The 22,650-nt window shown below is 37.1% G+C and carries 13 protein-coding genes; 3 read left to right on the forward strand and 10 right to left on the reverse strand.

What is annotated here, in order from left to right; genetic code table 11:
* Position 1: 1 nt before the first annotated feature.
* From CRO54_RS05820 to CRO54_RS05865, 10 genes are all read right to left on the reverse strand, one after another.
* Positions 2–3,328, reverse strand: coding sequence for a WGR domain-containing protein (locus CRO54_RS05820; protein ID WP_097129706.1), 3,327 nt, complete (start codon positions 3,326–3,328; stop codon positions 2–4).
* Between the two features lie 12 nt (positions 3,329–3,340).
* The gene (locus CRO54_RS05825) at positions 3,341–4,870 is read right to left on the reverse strand and encodes a reverse transcriptase family protein (RefSeq protein ID WP_097129709.1); all 1,530 of its coding nucleotides are present in this window, start codon (positions 4,868–4,870) and stop codon (positions 3,341–3,343) included.
* Positions 4,871–5,289: 419 nt separating this feature from the next.
* Positions 5,290–6,489 carry a Gfo/Idh/MocA family protein gene (locus CRO54_RS05830; RefSeq protein ID WP_097129712.1) on the reverse strand — a complete coding sequence of 400 codons (1,200 nt, stop codon included), beginning with the start codon at positions 6,487–6,489 and terminating at the stop codon, positions 5,290–5,292.
* A 34-nt stretch (positions 6,490–6,523) separates the two neighbouring features.
* Positions 6,524–7,522: a glycoside hydrolase family 43 protein gene (locus CRO54_RS05835; protein ID WP_097129715.1), complete on the reverse strand. Its 999-nt coding sequence runs from the start codon at positions 7,520–7,522 to the stop codon at positions 6,524–6,526.
* 179 nt (positions 7,523–7,701) lie between these two features.
* Positions 7,702–8,829, reverse strand: a complete 1,128-nt coding sequence (locus CRO54_RS05840; RefSeq protein WP_097129717.1) for an aldose epimerase family protein — start codon at positions 8,827–8,829, stop codon at positions 7,702–7,704.
* Positions 8,830–8,857: 28 nt separating this feature from the next.
* Entirely contained in the window at positions 8,858–10,879 is a 2,022-nt protein-coding gene (locus tag CRO54_RS05845) for a hypothetical protein (RefSeq protein ID WP_097129719.1), read from the reverse strand.
* Positions 10,880–11,030: 151 nt separating this feature from the next.
* Positions 11,031–12,704 carry a RagB/SusD family nutrient uptake outer membrane protein gene (locus tag CRO54_RS05850; RefSeq protein ID WP_097129721.1) on the reverse strand — a complete coding sequence of 558 codons (1,674 nt, stop codon included), beginning with the start codon at positions 12,702–12,704 and terminating at the stop codon, positions 11,031–11,033.
* A gap of 5 nt (positions 12,705–12,709) precedes the next feature.
* Complete coding sequence (locus CRO54_RS05855; RefSeq protein ID WP_097129724.1) at positions 12,710–15,970, reverse strand: SusC/RagA family TonB-linked outer membrane protein; 3,261 nt, start codon at positions 15,968–15,970, stop codon at positions 12,710–12,712.
* 222 nt (positions 15,971–16,192) lie between these two features.
* Positions 16,193–17,242, reverse strand: coding sequence for a FecR family protein (locus CRO54_RS05860; protein WP_097129726.1), 1,050 nt, complete (start codon positions 17,240–17,242; stop codon positions 16,193–16,195).
* 108 nt (positions 17,243–17,350) lie between these two features.
* Positions 17,351–18,979 (reverse strand): exo-alpha-sialidase, encoded by a 1,629-nt coding sequence (locus CRO54_RS05865; protein ID WP_097129728.1) that lies wholly within the window; start codon positions 18,977–18,979, stop codon positions 17,351–17,353.
* Between the two features lie 253 nt (positions 18,980–19,232).
* Between CRO54_RS05865 and CRO54_RS05870 the strand changes: the two genes are divergently transcribed.
* The 3 genes from CRO54_RS05870 (at position 19,233) to CRO54_RS05880 (ending at position 22,316) form a co-directional block, all read left to right on the forward strand.
* Positions 19,233–19,856, forward strand: coding sequence for an RNA polymerase sigma factor (locus tag CRO54_RS05870; protein WP_097129730.1), 624 nt, complete (start codon positions 19,233–19,235; stop codon positions 19,854–19,856).
* A gap of 322 nt (positions 19,857–20,178) precedes the next feature.
* Positions 20,179–21,531, forward strand: a complete 1,353-nt coding sequence (locus CRO54_RS05875; RefSeq protein WP_097129732.1) for a Gfo/Idh/MocA family protein — start codon at positions 20,179–20,181, stop codon at positions 21,529–21,531.
* A 41-nt stretch (positions 21,532–21,572) separates the two neighbouring features.
* Positions 21,573–22,316, forward strand: a complete 744-nt coding sequence (locus tag CRO54_RS05880) for a 3-keto-disaccharide hydrolase (protein WP_097129735.1) — start codon at positions 21,573–21,575, stop codon at positions 22,314–22,316.
* Positions 22,317–22,650 lie beyond the last annotated feature (334 nt).

Below are 22,650 nucleotides of genomic sequence, written 5' to 3' on the forward strand. Positions count from 1 at the left end.
CTTAATTTTTGATGGTCAGGTGCATATCCAACTCAGGATAATACGCTTTAATTTTTGTTAAAATATCAATACAAGTGGCCTTATCTTGAACAGTAGATTGAGCTGAAACATCATCTAAAATACCTACGGCCCAGGCGGCAGTTTCTTGATTAGTTAGTGCTTCTTCAGATATAAAGCTAAAGACTCGATTTTTGGCTACCCTAGCTTTATTGACACGTGTAAGCACCGAGCGGAAATAAAAGGTTAACTCCTGCAGTAAATGTGGTTGGTTTTTAGCGTAAGTTGATAAGTAACTACTCACAAAAGACTGAACGTTTACGCTTGGATGTTCGCTCAGCTTTGTTAAATACGTTAAAGCATTTTCTGCATTAAAAAACCTCGTAATCATCTCTTTACCAAAACTCTCTACATCTGGTCTAATCGAATCTACAATGCTTATTAATGTATCTGCATCCCAATCTGTAGCTGTAAACTCGGTTTTAAAGAAATGAAATGCGTAAGCTCTGGTGTCGTCCCATTTGGAATCTGTTAAATAAAGTGATTGATTTCTCTGTTCACGGATTCGTTCCACATTTTGTTTGAAATAATTCCAGCTCCATTGACGAATTGCCAGAATTTCGTGGCTACCAAAAGAAATGATTTGTCTTAAAGAAAAACGATTAGAATCGGCATAAGCTTTCAAAATTTCGTAACCAGCCAATTGACTTGTTCTATATTGAGCATGAACTAATTTTGTAATTTCTTTTGGCTGTAAACCCGTATTCCAATACCCTTTTAGTTGGTTCAGCAAAAACCCGCTCAGCTTAGCATGCGCACCCTCAAATTTCTCTTTACGCATTAAAGCATAAACCAAAGCTGGCACAACAGTATTTCCTATCTCTGGCTGATGAACAACCAGTCGGTTGATTGTAGCAAAAACGGCATCCAGAATTCGTTCATCACTTTGGTCAATCAGCTTGAGTAAAAAATGGATATGTTGACTTAAAAAATGGTCTGGATATCGGTTCAGTAAATCTATACCACCATCCCTCACTTCAGCAAACTCGCTCAGCAACAACATTTCAGTTAAAGTAATGGGTATTTCTGTAGCCGAAACATTTTCAACTTTACTCAACAATATTTTTGCGGCTAAAATTTGATTACTACTCAAAGAAGAAGCCATCAACTGCTCTACAATAGTCCAGCTGAGCTTCTCTGCCTGAGCTTGAGCAATTAAAAACAATCTATTAATGGCGCTTTTGGCTTGAAGATTATTTTCTTCTGTATTTTCAAGATTTAAGAGCTCAGCAATGGTTTTACCTAAAATAGCTTGTGCCCGTTCATCAGAAAACTCATGTATTTGTAGCCTTTCATCAATCCAACTTTTGGTTTCTTCCTTGATGTTGAAAAGTGTAGTCAGCACAAATTCAATATCATTGAAATACAATGCACTGTTTGTATTTACCAATTGTTGCGCCCAATTTCTAGCTTGCTCCGTATTACTTCCCAATATTTTAGCCACAAAAGATAGCTTTCCGGCAAATTTGCTTTCATCGCTTTTCAATATCTCGAAGCCGAACTTATTTGGTAAATCGAATTTACTATTGAGTAACTGTAATATCGCCCGTTCGTCAAATCGTTGGCTAATTTCTTCAAATTTAGGATGAGCTTTTAACCTTTCATAAGCGAAAAGATGAATCCTACCCATCTCCGCCTGCATAAGCAATTGCACATAAGCTTCAGGCATTGCATCCCAAAGTTCTGGATATAATTCTAAACGAGGTAGCATTTCAACCTCATTTTTTTGTTCAATTTCAGTATGAATAACTGGAGCCGCAGATGGTGGAGGAACTACATTTTTTTTCCCAAATAAATTTTTGAAGATATTTTTAGCTGCGTCGATTACAGAACCTGTACTAGTATGATCAACAAAACCACTGTTCTGAGCTGGTGCCGCAAAAACAGTAGAAGAATTATAATAATAACTAGAGCTAACCACTGTTCTACTATTGGTAATAAACTTTAAGTTAGCCTGCAATTTACGCTCTGAATCATTGCCGAACAGAATAGTTGAAAGCAGTAGAGCATCTGAACATTCTGGATAATTTACAATATAGTAGGTATAAAGTTTGGTCTTGTAATCATACCTTCCATAATCGCTTAACGGCTTTTCTTGAGCAATGGTGTAATCTTTTTCTTTATACTGCAGCAAAATATTCACCGCAAGTTTCAAATACGCAGTGCTACCCCCAGCAATAGCAGTCTGTTTTAAAAAATCGACTGCATTTTTCTGAAAATAAGCTTTAGTATACTGCGAGAAAGCCAATTTACTATCTTTATTTTTTAGCTCTGCGCCCACCTTAACAGCTTGGTCAATAACGGTTAAATATGGCCTCGAGTTAGAATCTAGCGCATATGTTCGTCTAAACATGGCGGGCTGCTTTTCAAAACCATAAGATAAAAGAGCCAATGTTACAGCATCATTTCTTAGTTGCGCTAACTTATAAATTGCCCTTAAATGTTTAAAATATGGAGGTCGATAGTTCCAAGTTTTTAGTACTGCACTGAATACGGATAATATTTGCGGTTTTATCTTGCACAATAAATAAATGGATGTAAAATGATCTACTTCTTTATTTTCCGTATTTTGATGTAAAGCGGCAGTTAATAACTCCAAATCATCTATTTCAATGGCATATCTTACCTCTGTGGGCAGTTTCTCTAATAACTGATTGCATAACTTTTGCTGTTCAGTTTCGTTAGCAATGGTTAAAAGACCTTCGAAAGCTACATTTAATATATGACTTTTTTGCTTCACGTTATTTGCCAAGGCTGTAAACAAAGGTTCGGCGGTGGTAGCATTTAATTTAATTAAAGCGTACAAAGCCGCATAAGTTTGCATTTCATTACCTCTTGTAGCTAACTTTATAATAAAGGGAATAGCCTCTTGCAAACCCAACAAGCCTGCTTTCCAAATTACTCTGCTTGTCTTCCATTCGGTCTTAAAGCTATTTCTGCCCACTATGGCATCTTGCAAGCGTTGTAAAATTACACCATTCAAAGTATCAGGTTCAATGGCATCCAAAGACGGCAGTTCCATAAACACTTCTGTTTCTGTTTGATACCCCTTTTTTCGCTTTTCATTTTCTAGTTCCGCAAAAAGGATTTCGGCTTTATCCAATTGCAGAGCAGATGGAGTTTTTGTGCCTTCCTTAAGTGTATTTCCTCGTCTTCCGTATCTAAAATTTACTAAGAACTCGTTTGTAGAAAGTTCGCAGAGGTCAATTTCGTAGACTTTATCAGATTTTCCTTCCTTAAAAAATAACCTGCTTTGTTTAATAAGTTTCATATGCAAATCGTTTTAAAGAACATTCCACCAATCGTACTGTTTGGCTTCTGTATCTGTTTTTAAGGGAGTTTCTATTTTAACTTCTGTAGCTTTTTCTTCTGCAATAATTTTGCTTTCTTCTTCTACCACAGCTTGTTCTACCGGTGGATGACCATGTTTAGCTAAAATACTTGTTAATTGGGCTTTAAAAACCATTGCTTTACTCTCGTTCACCATTTTCACAAAGTTGATATAACCCTCAATTGCGTTGATTAAATACTTGGCATTGCCCCATTTTTGATCCTTCCATCCTTCTTTTTCGATTTGATGTAATAAGGCCCTGAACTTACGTAACTGAACACGTTGAACGTTTAGTTTTTGGTTTACAACAATGCCAGTTACCTTTTGCAGATTACCTTTCCGCATAATATGCGTTTTGGCAGGATGAATAGCAAATCCTTCGACCTCTATTATCTTTTTAAGGAAGAATAGTAAGCTGGCTATATTTTTTTCATTTTCTTTTGAAGTAGAAAAAGTCAGATCATCAGCATAACGGGTATACGTAAAATTGAATTTCGCTGCTAATCCCTGAATTTTCTTATCAAGTTTATATGCTATCAAATTACTAATTGCCGGACTAGCTGGCGAACCTTGTGGCAAAAAACGATTTCCCTTTTGAACATAATAATTTACTCCATCCATTTCCACTTTTTCAGTTTCGGCATAGGTGCAAATAAGGGCAAATATCGTTGAAAGCTGTTCTGAATATCCCAACTTATGGAAAAATCCCTTTACCCGCTTATAGCTGATGCTTGGAAAGAAATCCTTTAAATCAACATTGATGACAATATCTTTCTGAAGATGCGGCCTCGCATTGCTGACAATAGAACGTTCCTTTATAAATCCGTGAACATGGTGGTTAATCTGTATACGATTTAAAACATTTTCTAACACCCATAACTGCAATCTTTTCAACTTTTGCTTAGGTGCAGTTATTGTTCTTTTTCCTCCAGATTTTTTAGGAATTTGAAAAGCATGATAGTGATTTATTCGAGAGACTTTTCTTTGGTAAAGCAGGTATCGCAAGGCAGATAAATCTGTTCCAAGTGCTGATGCAAAATCAGAGAGATTTTCAAAAACTGGGAGATTAAATCTCTGCAAGCTTTCAATTGCCGATTCTATTTCATTTAAGCCTCCAGACACACCTTCGCCCAAATAAACAATTTGTTGCTGTTGTGTATCTTTCCAAGCTTCTGCTTTATCGTCTTTCTTCTGTTTATTCTTTTGTTTGGTTTGTTCACGTTTTTCCTTTGCCAATTTCATACGGGCTTTCCGCATTTCTTTTAGCATGGCCTCTTGGTTTTGATACTTACGGTCTTGCGCCAAGAGATTGTTCAACTCTTGATTTGCGGCAACTTCCCGTTTAATCAGTACTTCTGATAAACTTGGTGTATCTGAAGATTCCCAAAAACCTAAGCGCTGCATTTCCTCAAGAACGTAACTGTCTTTAGACGTAGCTCTAATACGGTCGTATATTTGTTGGCGACTCAGTTTTTCTGACATAGGAACTAATTTAGATTAAAAAAGCCCTGTCTCTTTTAGGAAACAGGGCAGAATTTAAAATCCTTCGTATTTTCATAGGACTATATCAATCAACTCCAGAGAACACGTACTATACGTACGGTTAAACTCGCGGAGTATGGAACCGAAACCGTACGTATAGTACGTGTTCTCCCCATAAAGATTGCAGGTAGTGCCGTGTGTCAAATATCAATTCTTCGATGACGAAACATCATCATTTTCTTATGCAGAAAAAGCAAGGTATTTTTTAAATCCGAAAGCAATATAGAAATAAAAAAATCGATTTTAAAACTAAGATTCAAACTATTTTTTTCTTGGTAACCCTTAAACTAACAGGCCTATTCATAAATGATTATGCAACATTTAATTTGCTCATTTTCATTCTACCTATTGCTTTCCCTTCAAGATAAATTATAGCTATCGCACCAATACATAGGCTTTTTATCATACAGCGCATTATTGGCCAAATGTACGCTGATAGCAGTACGAGCTCCAGTTATCACATTACTATCTGGTATCTTTTTGGTTTGGATACAAGTATAAAACTCATTAAAGGCGTACAGAGTTCCATCTTCGGTAGGAGAAGCTAAAATAGGAATTCCTCCATCTTTGGTCCAGCCAATTTTAGATGCTCCGGTAACACCATCAACTATTTCATTTTTAATGATAGCTTTTTTTTCTGGATAGAAAACACCGTCATTAGTTAATAAAGAAATGGTGCCTAGCGTGCCCTTAATCTTGAATAGGAAACCATCTTTTGAATTGCCACAGGTTGCACCAAAATTACCGATCATAGAATGTTTGCCTTCGTATCTTGCAGTAACTTGTACGTTATCGAATGTTTCCCTCCCATCCTTAAATATATCTACCCCACCAGTGGCGAATATTTCTTGCGGATGCGTATCAAAAGCCCAATTGATAAAATCTATCTGATGTGACAGCAATTCGGCAACTAATCCTCCCGAATATGCCTTGTACATTCTCCAATTGATTTGACGTTCTAACGAAGCTTTGGGCACTGGCTGTCTCCAATCGTGATTTCTATCCCACCTGCATTCTATTTGTGAAATTGTGCCCAATTGGTTTTTGGCAATCATATCTTTTACACGATAATATAGCGGCGAGTAACGATATTGATGCCCTACCTGTAAAACCTGATTCACCTTTTGCTTCGCCAGCTTAACCAGTGCCAGCGCTTCCTCAATGTTATAGGTCATTGTTTTTTCGAGATACAGGTGTCTACCAGAATTTAGCACGTCTACAGCAACAGGATAATGCAGATTTAATGGTAAAGCTACTACCACGGCATCCACAGATTTATCATTTAATAGTTTTTGGTAATCGGTATAAGTGCGAGTTTTTGGTTCGGAAATTTTCTTTGCTTGGCCTAAACGAAAATCTAGGTTATCACAAACTGCGGTAACCTTAAACTTATCTGGTAATTGATTGAGGAGGTGAATAATCCCCCTACCACGATTACCACAACCAATTATTCCTACATTAATGATTTGTTGGCTATCACTACCAAAAATACTGTTTTCGGGGATTAAAAATGCTCCCGTAAGCAGTGCTGAATTCTTTACAAACGTTCTCCGCTCCATCTCTATAGCTTGTTTGAGTTATAATTTATGAAAACTATTTTTTGATTCCGTTAGATTGCAAGTAGTAGAAATCACTCGCATCAAATTGTACTTTTTGAGAGCTATCAGAAGGCATCGCTACTTTTAACAAAGCAGTTTTTCTTGGGCCTACCTTATTTTCTGATAAATGGGTATGAAAAACGTAGTACCAAATACCTTTGGCATCTTTGAAAAGATCGCCGTGGCCGCTACCGTTCATCTTGGTATGCTGTCTGCCGAGTATTGGATTTGTTTCATCTTTCTTCCAAGGCCCTAATGGACGTTTACTCACCGCATAACCAACTGCGTAATCTTTGCTCCTAAAGTCGTTAGCACTGTAAATCATATAATACAGTCCGTCTTTCTTCACTACCGTTGGTCCTTCTGTCACTGTCCATTCTGCTTTTTCGGTATTTTCCCATTGCGTATCGGCTGCTATACATTTCGTCAGTGTATTTTTACGGATTGCAGAAAAATCATCTTCCATTTCTGCGACGTAAATACGATTTCCTCCATCAGCTACGATAACATGATATAGATACTTTTTTCCATCATCGTCTATGAAAACATACGAATCAATATTTCTATGCTCTGGAATAATTGGTTGCTTCTGCTCTTGTTTAAAAGGACCTAAAGGGCTGTCACTTGTGGCTATTGCAATATGTTCATCCGCAGTGTAGCTCATGTAGAATTTATTCTGATAGTGAAAAACCTGAGGCGCCCAAAAACCAGCATTACCATAAGCATCGCCTTTTTTTAAGGCATAACCGTTAGTTGCACCAACTGCTTTACTCCAAGTTTTCAAATCTTTTGAAGTATGCACCACAAAACCTTCGTTATTAGATTTATTATCTCCTGTTCCGTATAAGTAATAGACACCTTCGTGATAGAACATTGTTGGGTCCGCTAAATAAATTGGAGTTGGATCGGTACTAAAAACCTTTACAGGAAAAATCAATCCTGATAATAGTAAAAGAAAGGCTAATGTTTTTTTCAATTTCAATATAACGAACATTATGGATATTTTCTAATGGATTAAAACTGTTTACTGTTGTTGGTGACGACACTAACAATTGAAGCGAAAAGACTAATTACTGAACGTTGGCGAGGACGCCAACGTGTAATATAATTGCCTAAACGATTTCGTGTCCCGAATTTCGCGACTTCGCTGCGGTCGAAATGACGAATGGTGCTCTACTTCACCGAAAATTTATAGATACAGGTTTGCGTATAAACTTCCCCTGGATTTAACCTTGTAGAAGGAAATTTAGGATGGTTAGGGCTATCAGGAAACTTTTGTGTCTCTAGCGCAACTGCTTCTCTGTATTTAATAGCCTTACCATACTTACCTTTTGTTTTGCCGTCGAAGAAATTGCCGCTGTAAAACTGCAATCCAGGCTGATCTGTATAGATCTGCATTAGCCTACCACTAGCTGGCTCAAAAATTTCTGCTGCCAATTGTACGCTATCTTTACCTTTCTTATCCAAAACCCAATTATGATCATAACCTAAACCATTTTTAAGTTGCTGATCTTTCTGATCAATACGCTCTCCTATTGCTGTAGACTTTCTAAAATCAAATGGCGTATTGGCTACCGATGCAATTTCTCCAGTCGGAATTAAAACGCTATCTACGGGAGTAGTATGGCTAGCGTAAATAGTTAAAAGGTGATCTGTAATGGTTCCATTAGCCTCACCTTTTAAGTTGAAAAATGTATGACTGGACAAATTTACCACGGTTGGTGCATCTGTTGTAGCACGATAATTAATTTTAAATTCGTTATCGTCTGTTAAGCTGTATTGTACATTGATTTTCAAGTTTCCAGGAAACCCTTCTTCACCATTTGGTGATAGATAAGAAAAATAAATGGTGTTTTTGTTTAGGCTGTCTACATTCCAAACTACCATATCCAACCCTTTTAAACCACCATGTAAAGTTTGTCCGTTGTTATTGATGGGCAACTGATAGGCCTTGCCATCTAAAGTAAATTTCCCTTTGGCTACTCTATTGGCATAACGACCCACAATTGGACCTAGAAAACGTTCACCAGCATTATTGATGTACCTATCAATGTTTTCATAACCTACGGTAACATCATCAAACTTTCCATTTTTATCTGGAGCCCACAATGAAACTACACGAAGACCTAAATTGGTCACCTGCAAAACCATTCCGCTTTTTGACTCTAATGTGTAAAGGGCTACTTTCTTACCATCCACCTCAGCAGAAAAAGCTTTTTCATCTAATAAGGTAAGTTTCTCTTTTGGCTTAGAACAAGAAAACAAGCCAAGCAAAAGGGCAAATACAATTACATTTTTCATAATTTATGCTTTATTAAATACTGGGAAACTATTTTTTATTTTGCTTGAAAAAATCTTCTACCCTTGTTGGGCTTAACATTTGCCAAAGTGAAGCTACAGTCCATCCAGGAGCAAAAATATTGTTGTAAAAGCCTTTACCATTTTTACCATAATCCCAATTGGTATGTTGTACTACTTCTGGATAATAACCAACTTTACCGATGTTAAACATGTGATCTTTAACTGGCATTAACTGTAGCATAGAACTTTTAATTACGCTAGAAAAATCAGAGAATCTAGTTTCTTTCTTTTGTTGCGCCAACCAATCTAGTACCGTAGCAAATTCGAAGATGAAAACATCTACGTGGTTATTTTCTACAGATACATTTCCCCATCCCCTAGTTTTAAAACCTACGTCGCCAAGCATTTGACCTTGTGCAAAAGGCACATCCCAAGTGTAATACCAAGTTAAACAGAAATAAGCAGCTTTCGAAGAAAGATCAATGTAATGCTGTTGTTCTTTCCCCTTAGTTACCATAGCCAAGTAATACATTGCTGTAGAAGCATATAGAGAAGCCTCTTTATCTTCGCAATTAGCATCCAAAGTAGAAGAGAAATAATCTGATTTTGCGATAATCTCTTTTTCTAAATATATTGCCGTACGTTTAGCTTGTTCTAAATATTTCTTATCCTTAAAGTAAGCATAAGCCATTGCTAGAGGTAATGTTGCTGATGGCGTACTGCCTCCACTAGCATCTTTAATTTGAAAATCGTTATCAAACTTTCTAGGAAAACTTCCATCTGCTTTTTGAATTTTAGCGAAGTTGGCTAACAAAGCTTTGATTTTGGTTTCCCATTCTGGATGTTTTCTACCTTTTTGTTTTTCATAGTTAAGATAGTTTAAAACAGCAAATACCGTTTCCGACTGACGACGAATACTATATACATCTGTTTCTTTATTGCGAGCAAAATCAACTACTTCCCTAAAAAGACCATTCGAGGTAAAGCCTTTCGCCAAATAACTATCAAAAATTGCGTTCGCGTTTTTTACTAAGGATGGATTATTGTTTTGTTCGCCATATTCTAAAGCATTGTAAGCATTTAACAATACACGACCCACAAAACCAACTTCAGCTAAGCCTGTGCTTTTGCTATCATCAGTATGTAGTTCTACGCCAGAATAATATTTCAAATCGTACTTATCTACATAACTCTCTGCAAAAAAGTTGGTTAATATTTTTTTTGCTTCTGCATTAGCATATTGGTTTTGCACTGCTTTTGGTTGGTAGGCATCGTAAGAATAAGTCCATGCTTTCGCAATGAAATCACCGTAATCTTGTGCCTTTCCGCTGTTCACTTCCCAAACTAAAGTTCTGGTTTCGCCTTTGGCTAATTTCTCAAATGCTTTTACCGCCGGTATTAAGGTTAATTTTCTTACGTAAGTTTTTGGTGCTTCGCTAAATGGAAATCCGAATACCAACGAAGAAGCTCCTTCTACATTTCTAAATCCAGTAAAACCGATAGAAGTTTTGCCGCTTAAGATGACCTCGCCAGAGTTGTGTGTAGTTAATGCTTCGTTCTTAAATTCATCTAACCTTATTACCGTAAAATAATCACCTGTTTTTTCATTAAAAATACCTGTTAATGGTGTACTCAACCTATCTTCTCTTACTTGCCAACTATCGCTGGTAGCAAATGATGGTGCTTCTTTTGGCGAGCGTAAATTTTTATGGTACCAAAATCCTGGCAAGAAGAATTGACAATCGGCGTGTTTAAAAGAAGGAATGCTAAACACTTCCTCTAAGTTATAGTAAACTGTTTCTTGAGCCGTAATTTTCACTTCTATTTTAGTACGACCAGCTTGGCTGGTTGTTTTTTGTACAATTTGTAGAGGTAAGTTCTCTCTAGCAGCTAATACGCCATTGCCTTTATCTGTTAATTGATAAGTTTTTGCCGCATTACCTGGCAACTTTAAATAGACAGTATATGCTTGCTTGGTTTCTTGTGCATTTGCAACGAAACCGTAACATATAACTGCCAGTGCTAAGAATACTTTCTGAGTTAACTTCATGTTGTTTTGTGTGTAGTGTTGGATTTAGGAAAGCCCAATTGTGCTTTAATTTTATGAACTTTAGGAATTAGTTTCCCTTATCAATAGTTAAAAGGAACAGCTAAAAAATAACTGTTCCTTTACTGAGGAATTAATTTAGAGGAATAACTTTTTATCTTGGATAACCTGGATTTTGCTCTAATACAGCGGTGTTGTTACGCTCAATTTCTGATTGAGGAATTGGCCACAAATTGTAATGTGGTAACGCCATCGCTGCATAATATGGATTGAAACGAGTAACACGATCGTACCATAAACCTAAACGCATTAAGGTTAAACGTCTTTTCTCTTCGTAACCCAATTCACGTAATCTTTCATCTAAAATATAATCGATGTCAAGATTAGCTTCTAACACTGGATTAGCATTTGAACGAGCTCTTACCGTATTGATATCATTAGCTGCTAAATCTTTTCTGTTTAAACCTAGATAAGCTTCGGCTCTGATGAAATAAGTTTCTGCCAATCTGAACATGTATTGATCTAGATACGTGCCACCAGCTCCGTTTTTCAATAAACCTGTAGCGGCATTTTCATATAGCGCTGCTGGATGACCGCCTGGCGTAGTTGCTTTAGCTTGGTAAGCATAGAAGTTTCTGCTCGGCACCGTTATTCCTGCTGGTGGATTTTCTGTAGAGATATTCTGTCCATTAAATGGAGAAGCGGGATTTTTAGATGGGATATTTCTTACGAAGTTGATGTTCGCATTACGGATATCATTATTCCAGTCGCTTTGCCAAATCGTATTACTAAAGTGTCTGGTCGATAAAGCCCATCCCACACCTCTTCCGCCAGTTAAATCACTAGTTGGATAAACGAATGGATTTGGACTGATAGGAGTTAAATTGAAGTGAGGACCAACATGCCTTTCTAATAAATAATTATTAGGCTGTCCGGCAGTGTTTGATGATCCACCAAGCACATCTGTTTCAAATTGAATTACCCATAAACCTTCTAGGTTAACACCGCCTTTACGATTTTGGTTACCAGGCTGGAATAAATCCCAATATACATTTCCCGTAGCTACCGTTGATTTTGTTCCAAATCGGGTTGTCATTAAACGTACATTGGTATCGCCAATTACATCGGTAGCTGCATCAACGGCATTCTGGAACTGACCTGCCGCCAAATAAACTTCTGCCAATAAGTGCGAAGCTGCCTGTTTACTGATTTCTCCATCTCTAACCGCTTGGATAGAAGGCAAATTAGTTACGGCAAACTTCAAATCATCAATTGCTTGCAGGTAAACTTGTTGTCTAGTGGCTCTTACAAAATCAGTTTTTGGACTAGTTACTTCATTTAAAACCAATGGTACTCCACCAAACAAATAAGCTAATGAACGATAAGCAAAGGCTCTGAAGAATCTAGCTTTTGCCGTTACAGCTAATTTTTCTGCATCGGTCATACTAGAACCAGGTGCTCTATCTATGATTGCATTGGCTTCTGAAATGATTTTGTAAAATGCAGACCAGTGTGTACCTGGTATATCTCCACCACCAACTGGCGCATAAGCGGTGCTCATTGGTGTATGTCTACCCGTAAATGGCTGACCATCGAATACAATATCACAACCGTACATGTAATCGAAAGGATGGTTTTCGTTTCTAGTATAAAATTCGAAACGAGTAACACGGTACATATCGTTAACTGCGATATTAAAATCTGCAGCGGTTTTGTAAGCATTACCCCCACTTAAAAAATCTCGTGGGGTTTCGTCTAAAAAGCCCTTCTTACAAGCAGTAAAACTTGCTGCAACAAAAAGGATGAATATGATGAATATCTTTTTCATGATGATTAAAAAGTTACGTTAAGTCCTAGTGAATATCCTTTTAACAATGGTCTGCCCGAAGTCGTCATGCCACCATTACCAATTTCTGGATCCCAACCTTGCCAATTGGTCCAAGTGTACAAGTTTTTACCACTAGCAAAAACATTTAAGTTTTTAATACCGGCCTTTTGGAAAATTTTACCATCTATTTGATAAGATAAAGTCACGTCTTGTAAACGCACAAAACTTCTATCGTAAAACAAAGCTGGTGCAATTGCTGGCGCTAAAGTAAAGCTTGGATATCTACCGTTCGGATTGCTAGGGCTCCAGAAATCTGTACCACTGATATGGTTCCAGCGAACGTTGTTATCATCTAAACGTCTAGTCTGTGTGTTGTTGCCCAAATAACCGTTAGATCCGCCTTGTATAGAGTTAACAAACACAGTTAAACTTAACTTTTTGTATTTAAATGTATTTAATACACTAAAACGATAAGCAGGTTGAGTTGCACCTAAAATCTCGCGGTCATTGGTATTGATCAATCCATCTCCGTTAATATCTTCTACCCTAATATTACCAGTAAAAAATCCTGGCGGCGGTACTTCATTTAACTGATAAATCCCATTAGTTCTGTAATCGAAAACTGGATATATTGGTTGGCCTATAAATAGATTACTTGAAACTAAATCTCCTGTACCTAATAAAGCTACCACTTTGTTTACGTTTCTAGAAACTGCAACGGTGGTACTCCAATTGAAACCATTTGATGACTGAATGTTCTTTGACGTCAAAGATAGTTCAAAGCCTTTATTGGCAACTTCGCCAACATTAGTGTTAATCCTATCATAACCCGTAACAGTTGGTATTTCTACCGGAAATAATAAGTCTTTAGTACGTCTGTTATAATAATCGAAACTACCAGTTATACGATTATTGAGTACGGTAAAATCTAAACCTACATTGTATTCTGTTGTTCTTTCCCATCTTAAATCTGGGTTTGGCAACGTAGCGACAAATTGGCCATACTGAGTTGTTCCTCCATCACCAAATACATAAGCAGGGTCGGAAGTAACTCTATCTAAAGAAAAATACCTTGAGGTAAGGTTTCCACTCACACCATAACCTACACGTAGTTTGGCGTAGTTTAACCATTTAAGCGATTTTGCAAAGTTTTCTTCATTTAATACCCAGCCTAAAGATAATGATGGGAATGTGGCAAACTTATTATTGGCTGCAAAACCTGAAAATCCGTCTCTTCTTATAGTAGCTGTAAGCAAATAACGACCGTCAAATGCATAATTTACTCTTGCCATTTGGTAATTCAACGCTTCTTGCCAAGCATTTGAATTGGTAAATTGTAATGCACCCAAGTTTAAATTATTGTAGCCTAAATTCATACGAGTAAAACCTGTAGCTCTTGCTTGGAAGTAATCGCTTTGACGTTCTACAGCACCATATAAAGCTGTTGCAGTAATACTGTGCTTGTTAAAACTACGGTTATAGGTTAAAATATTATCGATGGTGTAATCTGAGTACTGTTCGTTATTTTTGTATGCTTCTCCAGTTAAATTTGCACCATACTGATTTGCATTATAACGAAGATCAGTTCTGTAATTAACACCTACATTTAACTTATAGCTTAATCCTTTAACAAAAGGAAAATCTATTTGCGTATAAACGTTGGCAAAAAGCGTATTGTGTCTTTCCTTATCATCTACATCATAAGAAAGGAATGGATTTGTACCAGTAGTATTGAATGGTTGAGGTCTTAAAGTACCATCTGCATTGTATGGCGAGTTTAAAGGTGACTGTATCATCAACTCATTTAAAGTAGGCTCTTGACCATCGTTATTTACAAATGAACCAAATGCTTGTAATCCAACTTTAGCCCAAGGAAATATTTGCGATTCAATATTAGATCGGATAGATTTACGTTTAAACAAATCGTTAACGATAAAACCAGCCTGGTTGGTGTAAGCTCCTGATAACAAATAGCTAACTTTGTCGCCACCACCTGAAATACTCAATTGGTTATCATTGATAAAACCTCTTTTTGTACCTGCTTCCCACCAATCAAAATCGGTATCTACTAGAGTATTTGGTTGCCCAGAGGTTAGTACTCTTTGAGAAATATCTACATAATTGGCAATATTGAAAGAAGGATCTGGAACAGTATAGCCTGGTGCCAAAAAAGCCCTGTTATAGTACAAATTACGAACCTTATCTAAGTATTCCTCCCTTCCCATCGGGCGTAAATCAACTGATGGTTCTTGCGTAGCATAAGAAGTAGAAAAATTAATTCTCGGAGGAGTATTCTTACTGCCTTTTCTAGTGGTAATCAACATTACACCGTTAGCTGCCTGTGCACCATAAACGGCAGTTGAACTTGCATCTTTCAAGATATCTATTGACGCAATATCATCAGGATTGATGGAGCCTAAAGAATTATAGTATTGAACTCCATCTAAAATAATAAGTACGTTTTGGTTTCCATTGATGGTATTTTGACCGCGAATAGTGATGGTTGGCGTAGAACCCGCAGTAGTAACTGGACCAACGTTTAATCCTGGTACCGAACCTTGTAAACTTTGTGCGAAGTTAGTATTAGGTGCATCTTTAAAAGACTCTAAGTTGGCACTAGCTACAGCACCCGTTACATTTTGACGTTTTTGTGTACCGTAACCTACTACTACAACCTGATTAAGCTCGCTTCTTGAACTTTTTAAGATCACATTGATGACCTTTTGGCTACCCACAACTTTCTCTTGAGTATCATAGCCCAATATAGAGAAAACGATAGTTGCATTTTCATCAGGAACATTAATAACGTAAACTCCTTCTGCATTAGTAAATGTTCCAGCGGTAGAGCCTTTAACCCTAACCGTTACGCCTGGTACTGGTGTTCCAGTTTCCTCATCAACTACTTTACCAGTAATATTAATGGCTTTTGAAGCTGAGTTGGCATCTCTAACCTTACGAATAGCAATTACATTATCTGATGCTTCATAGGTTAATCCCATCGATACAAATAATTGATCTAGCAACTCTGATAACGGGCGCAATTGGCTAAAAACTCTAACTTTTTTGTTAGGATCTATCACCTGTGGGCTGTAAACGAAGTTGATGTTATAGTCTGACTCGAGTTTTTTAAGTACGTTGCCCATAGTCACATCAGACTGATCTATGGAGATTTTCTTGTTCAAAACATCTTGACCACGTGTTGGCGTTGCCAAAGCTGTACCAAAAAGAGAAAGAACTATAAAAACTTGTAGAAAAGTAATACTCATAATTTTTACGAGTAAAGGTTTATATTTCATAATTTTGTTTTGGGTTATTATTTGGTTAGTAACTCGCATAGTATGCCCTTATACACCTCTTGGTGTATCCAATAACTGTAAGAAGTTTAGGGCTCTAAAAATCGGCCAGCAGTACCGCGAATACTGCTGGCTTCTTTTTTATAATTAGTTTATGTCTTCATCATCTGACAATTTAGGTTCATTTTAAAAAGTTTAATTTATTGTGATTTGACCTTCGTTGAAATTGCAATCGGCATCTATGGCCTTGCAAATCATCTTAATTTTTTCTTCTAATGATAACTGCCCTAGTGAAGCCGTAACGGTTGCCTTGGCATATTTCTCTTGATTGTAATTGATTTTCACGTGATAAGCCTCCTCCAGTTTGGCAACTATTTCGCCTACCGGTGCATTATCAAATTTGAAAGTACGTAACGCTACTTCTAGCGACAAAACCAAAGGCACAGCTAGCGTTTGTTTGTTCAATTCGCCATCTTTTTTCGTTAATATCACCTGCTGATTAGCAGTGATAACTTCCTCAGAAATTGTACGTTGTTCTTGATCTTGATTTAAAACCTGAACACGGCCTGTGTTAACCACTACGGATTTTTTCTGACCTAAAAATGCGCTTACCGTAAAACTGGTTCCCAGTACTTTGGTGACCATGTTATCGCTGTAAACAACAAAAGGTTGATTTGGATTTTTTTGCACTTCAAAAAAAGCCTCTCCCTCTAACTCAACCCTTCTTATCGTATCATCAAACTTTTTAGGGTAATGTAATTTTGAATTAGGCGAAAGTACAACCATACTTCCATCTTCTAGTTTAATCAGTTTTGCTATTTTATCGTTGTTAACGTAGTCGATAAAGTTTGAGCTCACACTTGCCGTATCAGCCGTGCTGTGTTTTAATTGCGCATTGTATATCCAAATAGAAGATGCAAGAACAACTAACAATACCGCCGCAACCTTAAACCAGGTTTGCGCATAAAGTCTAACAGCTGGCTTTTCTTGAATATCGATAGTTCTACTATGGATATGAGTATGAATAGCTAACTTTTCATTTGCCGATAATGGTGCCGTAGCTGGTTGTAGCTGTAAGGATAATAATATCGTTTTAGCCCTATCTATTTCTTCTTGCTTTGCTGGATGTGAAGCCATAAACTCAGCCCAAAATTGATCTTGTTCATCGTTAGGCAATTTTACCCAATCAATGAATGATTCATCAGCTAAAAAGTCTTCTACTCCAAAATTCTCGTAATTTTTCATTTTTTTTGTGCGATAATAATGATGAATGGCCTATTTGTGTTTTTATTGGCACCATCCAACAAAGCTAATCAATTACAACATAGGTTATATTTAACGTTGCTAACCTCCTTAATCGAATGTGAAAGCACCCACTTCCGCTAAGCCCGGTTGTCTTTGTGCATCTGCTCCAGTTTTAGGTACCAACTTAAAATATCTTGCAGATATTTTAGCAGGCAATGGCAATAAGTGTTCTTCTCTATCTTTAGTTTTCAATGTAAAAGTACCTCTGCTAGTGAAAGTGATGTTATCGTCACTCGTTAATATCTCCATAGTGGCAATCTTTCTGTCCCCAGGCTTCTGTGCTACACTAAATCCATCTAATTCTAATTTCTCACCCATATCTATGGTCACAAAATGGTTAGGGTAGTTAGTTGCATTTACGGAATATCTAGTGATCCAAAAAGTGGTAGGATCATTATCCAACAACCTGTCAGCTAAACGATTATTAGACGGCTCTTCAGAGCTAAATTCTTTAACAGTCCATTTGGCTTTTGGAAGATTATGCACAATTCGACCTTCTTTCGTCCATACTTCGCTACTTCCATTAGCAAAACTTCTAGTGGTAGCCATGATGATATTTTTCTGATCTTTCATAAACATCTGGCTATAATATGCACCTTGATCAAGCGGCAAATCTAACCAAGGATCGCTTATCCTCACTGCATTTTTTGCAAGGCCATTTCCTCTGTAAACCAACATAATTTCTTTGTGGAAGTTGCTTACATTTCTACCATCTTTGGAATGAAACGAAATTAAAGTTTCGCCAGTTTCTAGTTGCAATAAATGCGGACCAGCACCGAAGATATTATCAACCGTAGATAACCACCTTCTGCCGTTAGTAGAAGTTCCCAATGTTTTATATTTCCAACGTGCCGCCATTGACGACCATAACACGTAAGGTGATTTACCATCTCTGATTGATTCGATGGTAAAGATCATCCCTTTGTTATCTTTCAAGATTACAGGAGTTGGCATCCCATCTCTCATGCCGTAAGTATACGCTACAGTTTCTGGGGTTGCCCAAGTAGCTCCATTATCTTTAGAACGAGCCATTAAAATCTCCTGCTGCACATCGCTACTAGGCCACCATTTAGCTTCGCTAGACCAAAACATTTCAATTTCTCCATCTGGCAGTTGAATCATACCTGGTTCCCAGGCTCTGCCTTTGGCTACAATTTGTGGCTGTCCCCAGGTTAATCCATTGTCTTTACTGATGATGAATTGCATGTTGTTCTTGTTGTTATCATCGGGCTTACCTTTGCCTTCAAAAGCCAACATCAACCAGCCATTTTTCATCACCAACATTTCTGGATTTGCAAAACCAGTATAGTTAGCTTGATTAACTCCATTCATTACCACATTAGGCTCTGACCAAGTTACTCCATTATCGGTACTTCTTTTAACCGCAATACTGATACGAGTATTATTCACATCCGGACCAAAACCGTAGGCCATCACTAAATTGCCATCTGCAGCACGGTGAATTCTTCCGTAATCTGAAAAGAAAGTAGTATGAGATACTTTTTTAGCACTAGCGTGGTTCCAAAGGATGTTAACCGAAGGTATGCTGTTGTCTATTGGTGGTAAATCATCTGGATGAATTTCTTCTATTTCTGCCCCGTTGTTATTGTTTTTTTTACAAGCTGAAAAAAATGCGACACAAGAAAGTGCGCCAATGATTAAGTACTTTTTGTTCATATATTAGGTTAGTATTTGGTTACATAAAGAAGAGACTTTAACTAGCCCATAATACCCTCCTAAATTTCATTTTATTTTAAAAAATAACTAAACAACTGACAATCAGTAATTAAAATTTAAATAAAAATAAATCCTGAACCTCATAACCGTACTTAGCATCATTCATTTTGCATAAATTATTAAATGTCAACTTTATATTTATTTTTGTAGCATTCGGTTATTGTAACCACATTTTCTGTATAGAACACTATTGATGACATTTGATAAAAGGAAGCAAGATCAACAAGATGATGAATTGCTCTGGAGCGGCCTTCGCAACGGAGACGCGTCTTCTTTCGATGCCTTAATCAAAAAATATACAGACATACTGTTTAATTACGGTTCGCGTTTCAACACAGATAGAGATATCGTAAAAGACTGTATTCAAGAGCTTTTTGTAGAACTTTGGAAAAAAAGAGAAGGTTTAACTTTACCTAAAACAATAAAATGGTATTTATTTGTAGCGTTACGAAATAGAATTTTCAGGGAACAAACCAAATGGAACAAAACAGAAACACTTACAGAAAATGATCATGATTTTTTTCTCGAATATAGTATTGAGGAAAAAATCATTGAAAATACTGAAGATGCCGAACTTGCCAACAAAATAAAAAAAATTCTTAATTCACTTCCTGCCCGCCAAAGAGAAATTATCTACTTACGGTATTACGAGAATTATGATTATGACCAAATTTCCGAACTGATGAACATCAACAAGCAATCTGTTCACAATCTTCTTCAAAAAGCCTACAAGAGCATTCGCTCTGACTGGCCTACACTTCTATTTTTGATATCTTTACTTGTACATCAACAAAAACAAATCACTATATTACAGTAAGTTACACCTACAAACGAAAAAACATAGTTTTTAAGGGGTAAGATTTGTGCTTTAAGGTCTCTTATAGTTGTAACCAAATTCGTAGACTTTTCGATTCAATTGCCACACAAAAGCAGTAAAAAGAAAAATTATTTGTCTACGCAATGATAAATGAACTGTATGAAACCAAAGATCAATCCCAGCTCTTTAGATTTAACTAAAGTTTACCGTGATGAGTTAGCACTTAAAAGTGTTAGGCTCAAGCACCATCTGCGCTTTCGTTGTGAAAATAAACCTGAACCAAAACATTAATTTTTTAAAAATTATCAACTTAAAATAAAGAATGGAAAATTCTAGAAGAAAATTTATCACGCAGGCCTCAATTGTAACGGCTGGCATGTTGGTATCAAAAAATACTTTTAGTGCAAAAAGCTACAATCGAATTATAGGTGCTAATGACCGTGTAAGAGTTGGCGTTGTGGGCTTTTCCGATAGACATCGCGGCTCTCACCTTCCCTGCTTTATGAACCACTACAAAGAGATGAATTTCGAAATTGTAGGTGTTTCAGATATTTGGAAAAACCGAAGAGAGGAAGGTGCAGCCATATGGAGCCAGAAAATGAATAATAAGGTAAATGCCTATCGCAACAATGAAGAACTTTATGGCAATGCCAAAATTGATGCGGTTTTTATTGGCACTGCCGATTTTCAACACGCCTTACACACCATCGAAGCTGTACGTGCAGGTTGTGACGCTTATGTAGAAAAACCATTTGCCGAAAGCATGGAAGATAATAGAGTAGCACTTAAAGCTGTTCGCGAAACAGGTAAAATTGTACAAATTGGCTCACAACGTAGAAGTGGTTCCAATTATCACGCAGCAAATGATTATATCAAATCAGGAAAATTTGGTCCAATTACCATGGTTGAACTTACTTGGAATGTAAACCAACCTGGGCGCTGGAGAAGACCCGAATTGCTGAAGACCTTGAAAGAGGAAGACACGGATTGGAAACGCTTTTTGATGAATAGGCCTTATGAAAAGTTTGACCCAAGGATATATCTAGAATACCGACTATTTTGGCCTTACTCGTCAGGTCTGCCTGGTCAATGGATGAGCCACCAAATTGATACGGTACATTGGTTTACCGGCTTAAAATACCCTCGTAGCGTAGTAGCTAATGGTGGCATTTATCAGTGGAAAGATGGACGCCGTAACTGGGATACCATTTTAGCTGCATTTGATTACGGACCTCAAGATGATCTAACAAAAGGATTTCAGGTAACTTTCGGATCGAGAATGCACAATGGTGATGAGCGTCCTGCGGAAATCTATTATTCTAACGGAGGAGAACTGAACTTAATCACCAATAAAATATCTCCAACAGGAGGATTGACAGAGCGTGCTGCTGCTGCTATGGGAATGAAAGCAAATCTCCTTACTGAAAGTGCTTTACCAAATAACGAATCAGTAGTGGCATCTGCCAATACTGGAGGCGATATCTTAACCTCTAACCATGTGAGAAACTGGATGGAATGTATTCGTAGTCGTAAACAACCAAATGCACCTGTAGAAGCTGGTTACAGCCACAGTATAGCTAACATTATGACCACGGCTGCAGCCCACACTGGCTCAAAAGCGACATTTGATGAGAAGAGACAGGAAGTAATGGTGAATGGAAAAGTCTTTAAATAATTAACGCTCTATTATTTAGCATCAACACACAAATTTAAAAAATGAAAAGAAATAACCTTTTAAAAACGCTGATTGCATCTCTCCTATTAATGAATGTAGTTAGCTATGCACAAGACAACAAATTAACATCTAAAGAAAAAAAAGCTGGTTGGAAACTACTTTTTGATGGCAAAACCAGCAAAGGTTGGAGAAGCGCAAAGGCAGCAACATTCCCAACTGGAGAAAATGGTTGGTTGATTAAAGACGGTATGATTACCATTCAATCTGCAAATGGTGCAGAATCTAAAAATGCTGGAGATATCGTAAGTATCGGAGATTATGCTGCATTTGAGCTTGCTTTTGATTTCCGCTTAACCAAAGGAGCAAATAGCGGTGTAAAATATTTCGTGACTTTAAAAGAAAACTCAAATGCATCTGCCATAGGTTTAGAATATCAAGTTTTGGATGATGAAGTTCACCCCGATGCTAAATTAGGCAGAGACGGAAACCGCACAATAGCATCGTTATATGACCTGAAAACTTCTAATAAGTTAAATGCCGTTCGTCCTATTGGAGAGTGGAACACGGGAAAAGTCATTGTTAACAAAAACAACCATGTAGAACACTGGCTAAACGGAGTTAAAGTATTAGAATATGAACGAAAATCGCCAGAGTTTCGTGAATTGGTGAAACAAAGTAAATACAAGGTGTGGCCAAATTTTGGAGAAGCTGATAGAGGACATATCTTGTTGCAAGATCATGGCGATAAAGTGAGCTTCAAAAACATAAAGATAAAAGAGTTGTAACCGCTTAGGTTTGATTTTTTGTAATAAAAGTAACATTAAGGGGCTTTACCGATGATTGGTAGAGCCCTCTTTTTTGGTTCTAAAATTATATGTTGCGATATAATCTCTACTTATATCCACCGAACTAAAATCCTCCTCTATAATCAATTATTCTAGATTGATTAGACGACACAATATCTAATGGAATTAATGCACGCACATGTAGAGTTCACTGCTATTTTCGAGTAAAATTAAAGTGTATTATTAACACGAGCAATAAGCGATATATTCAATATCAGCTAAAAATGGGCAAGTTCAAAAGAAAATTAAAAAAACTACCCATAAAAAAAATCGA

Source organism: Pedobacter xixiisoli, assembly GCF_900215335.1.
Lineage (GTDB): Bacteria > Bacteroidota > Bacteroidia > Sphingobacteriales > Sphingobacteriaceae > Pedobacter > Pedobacter xixiisoli.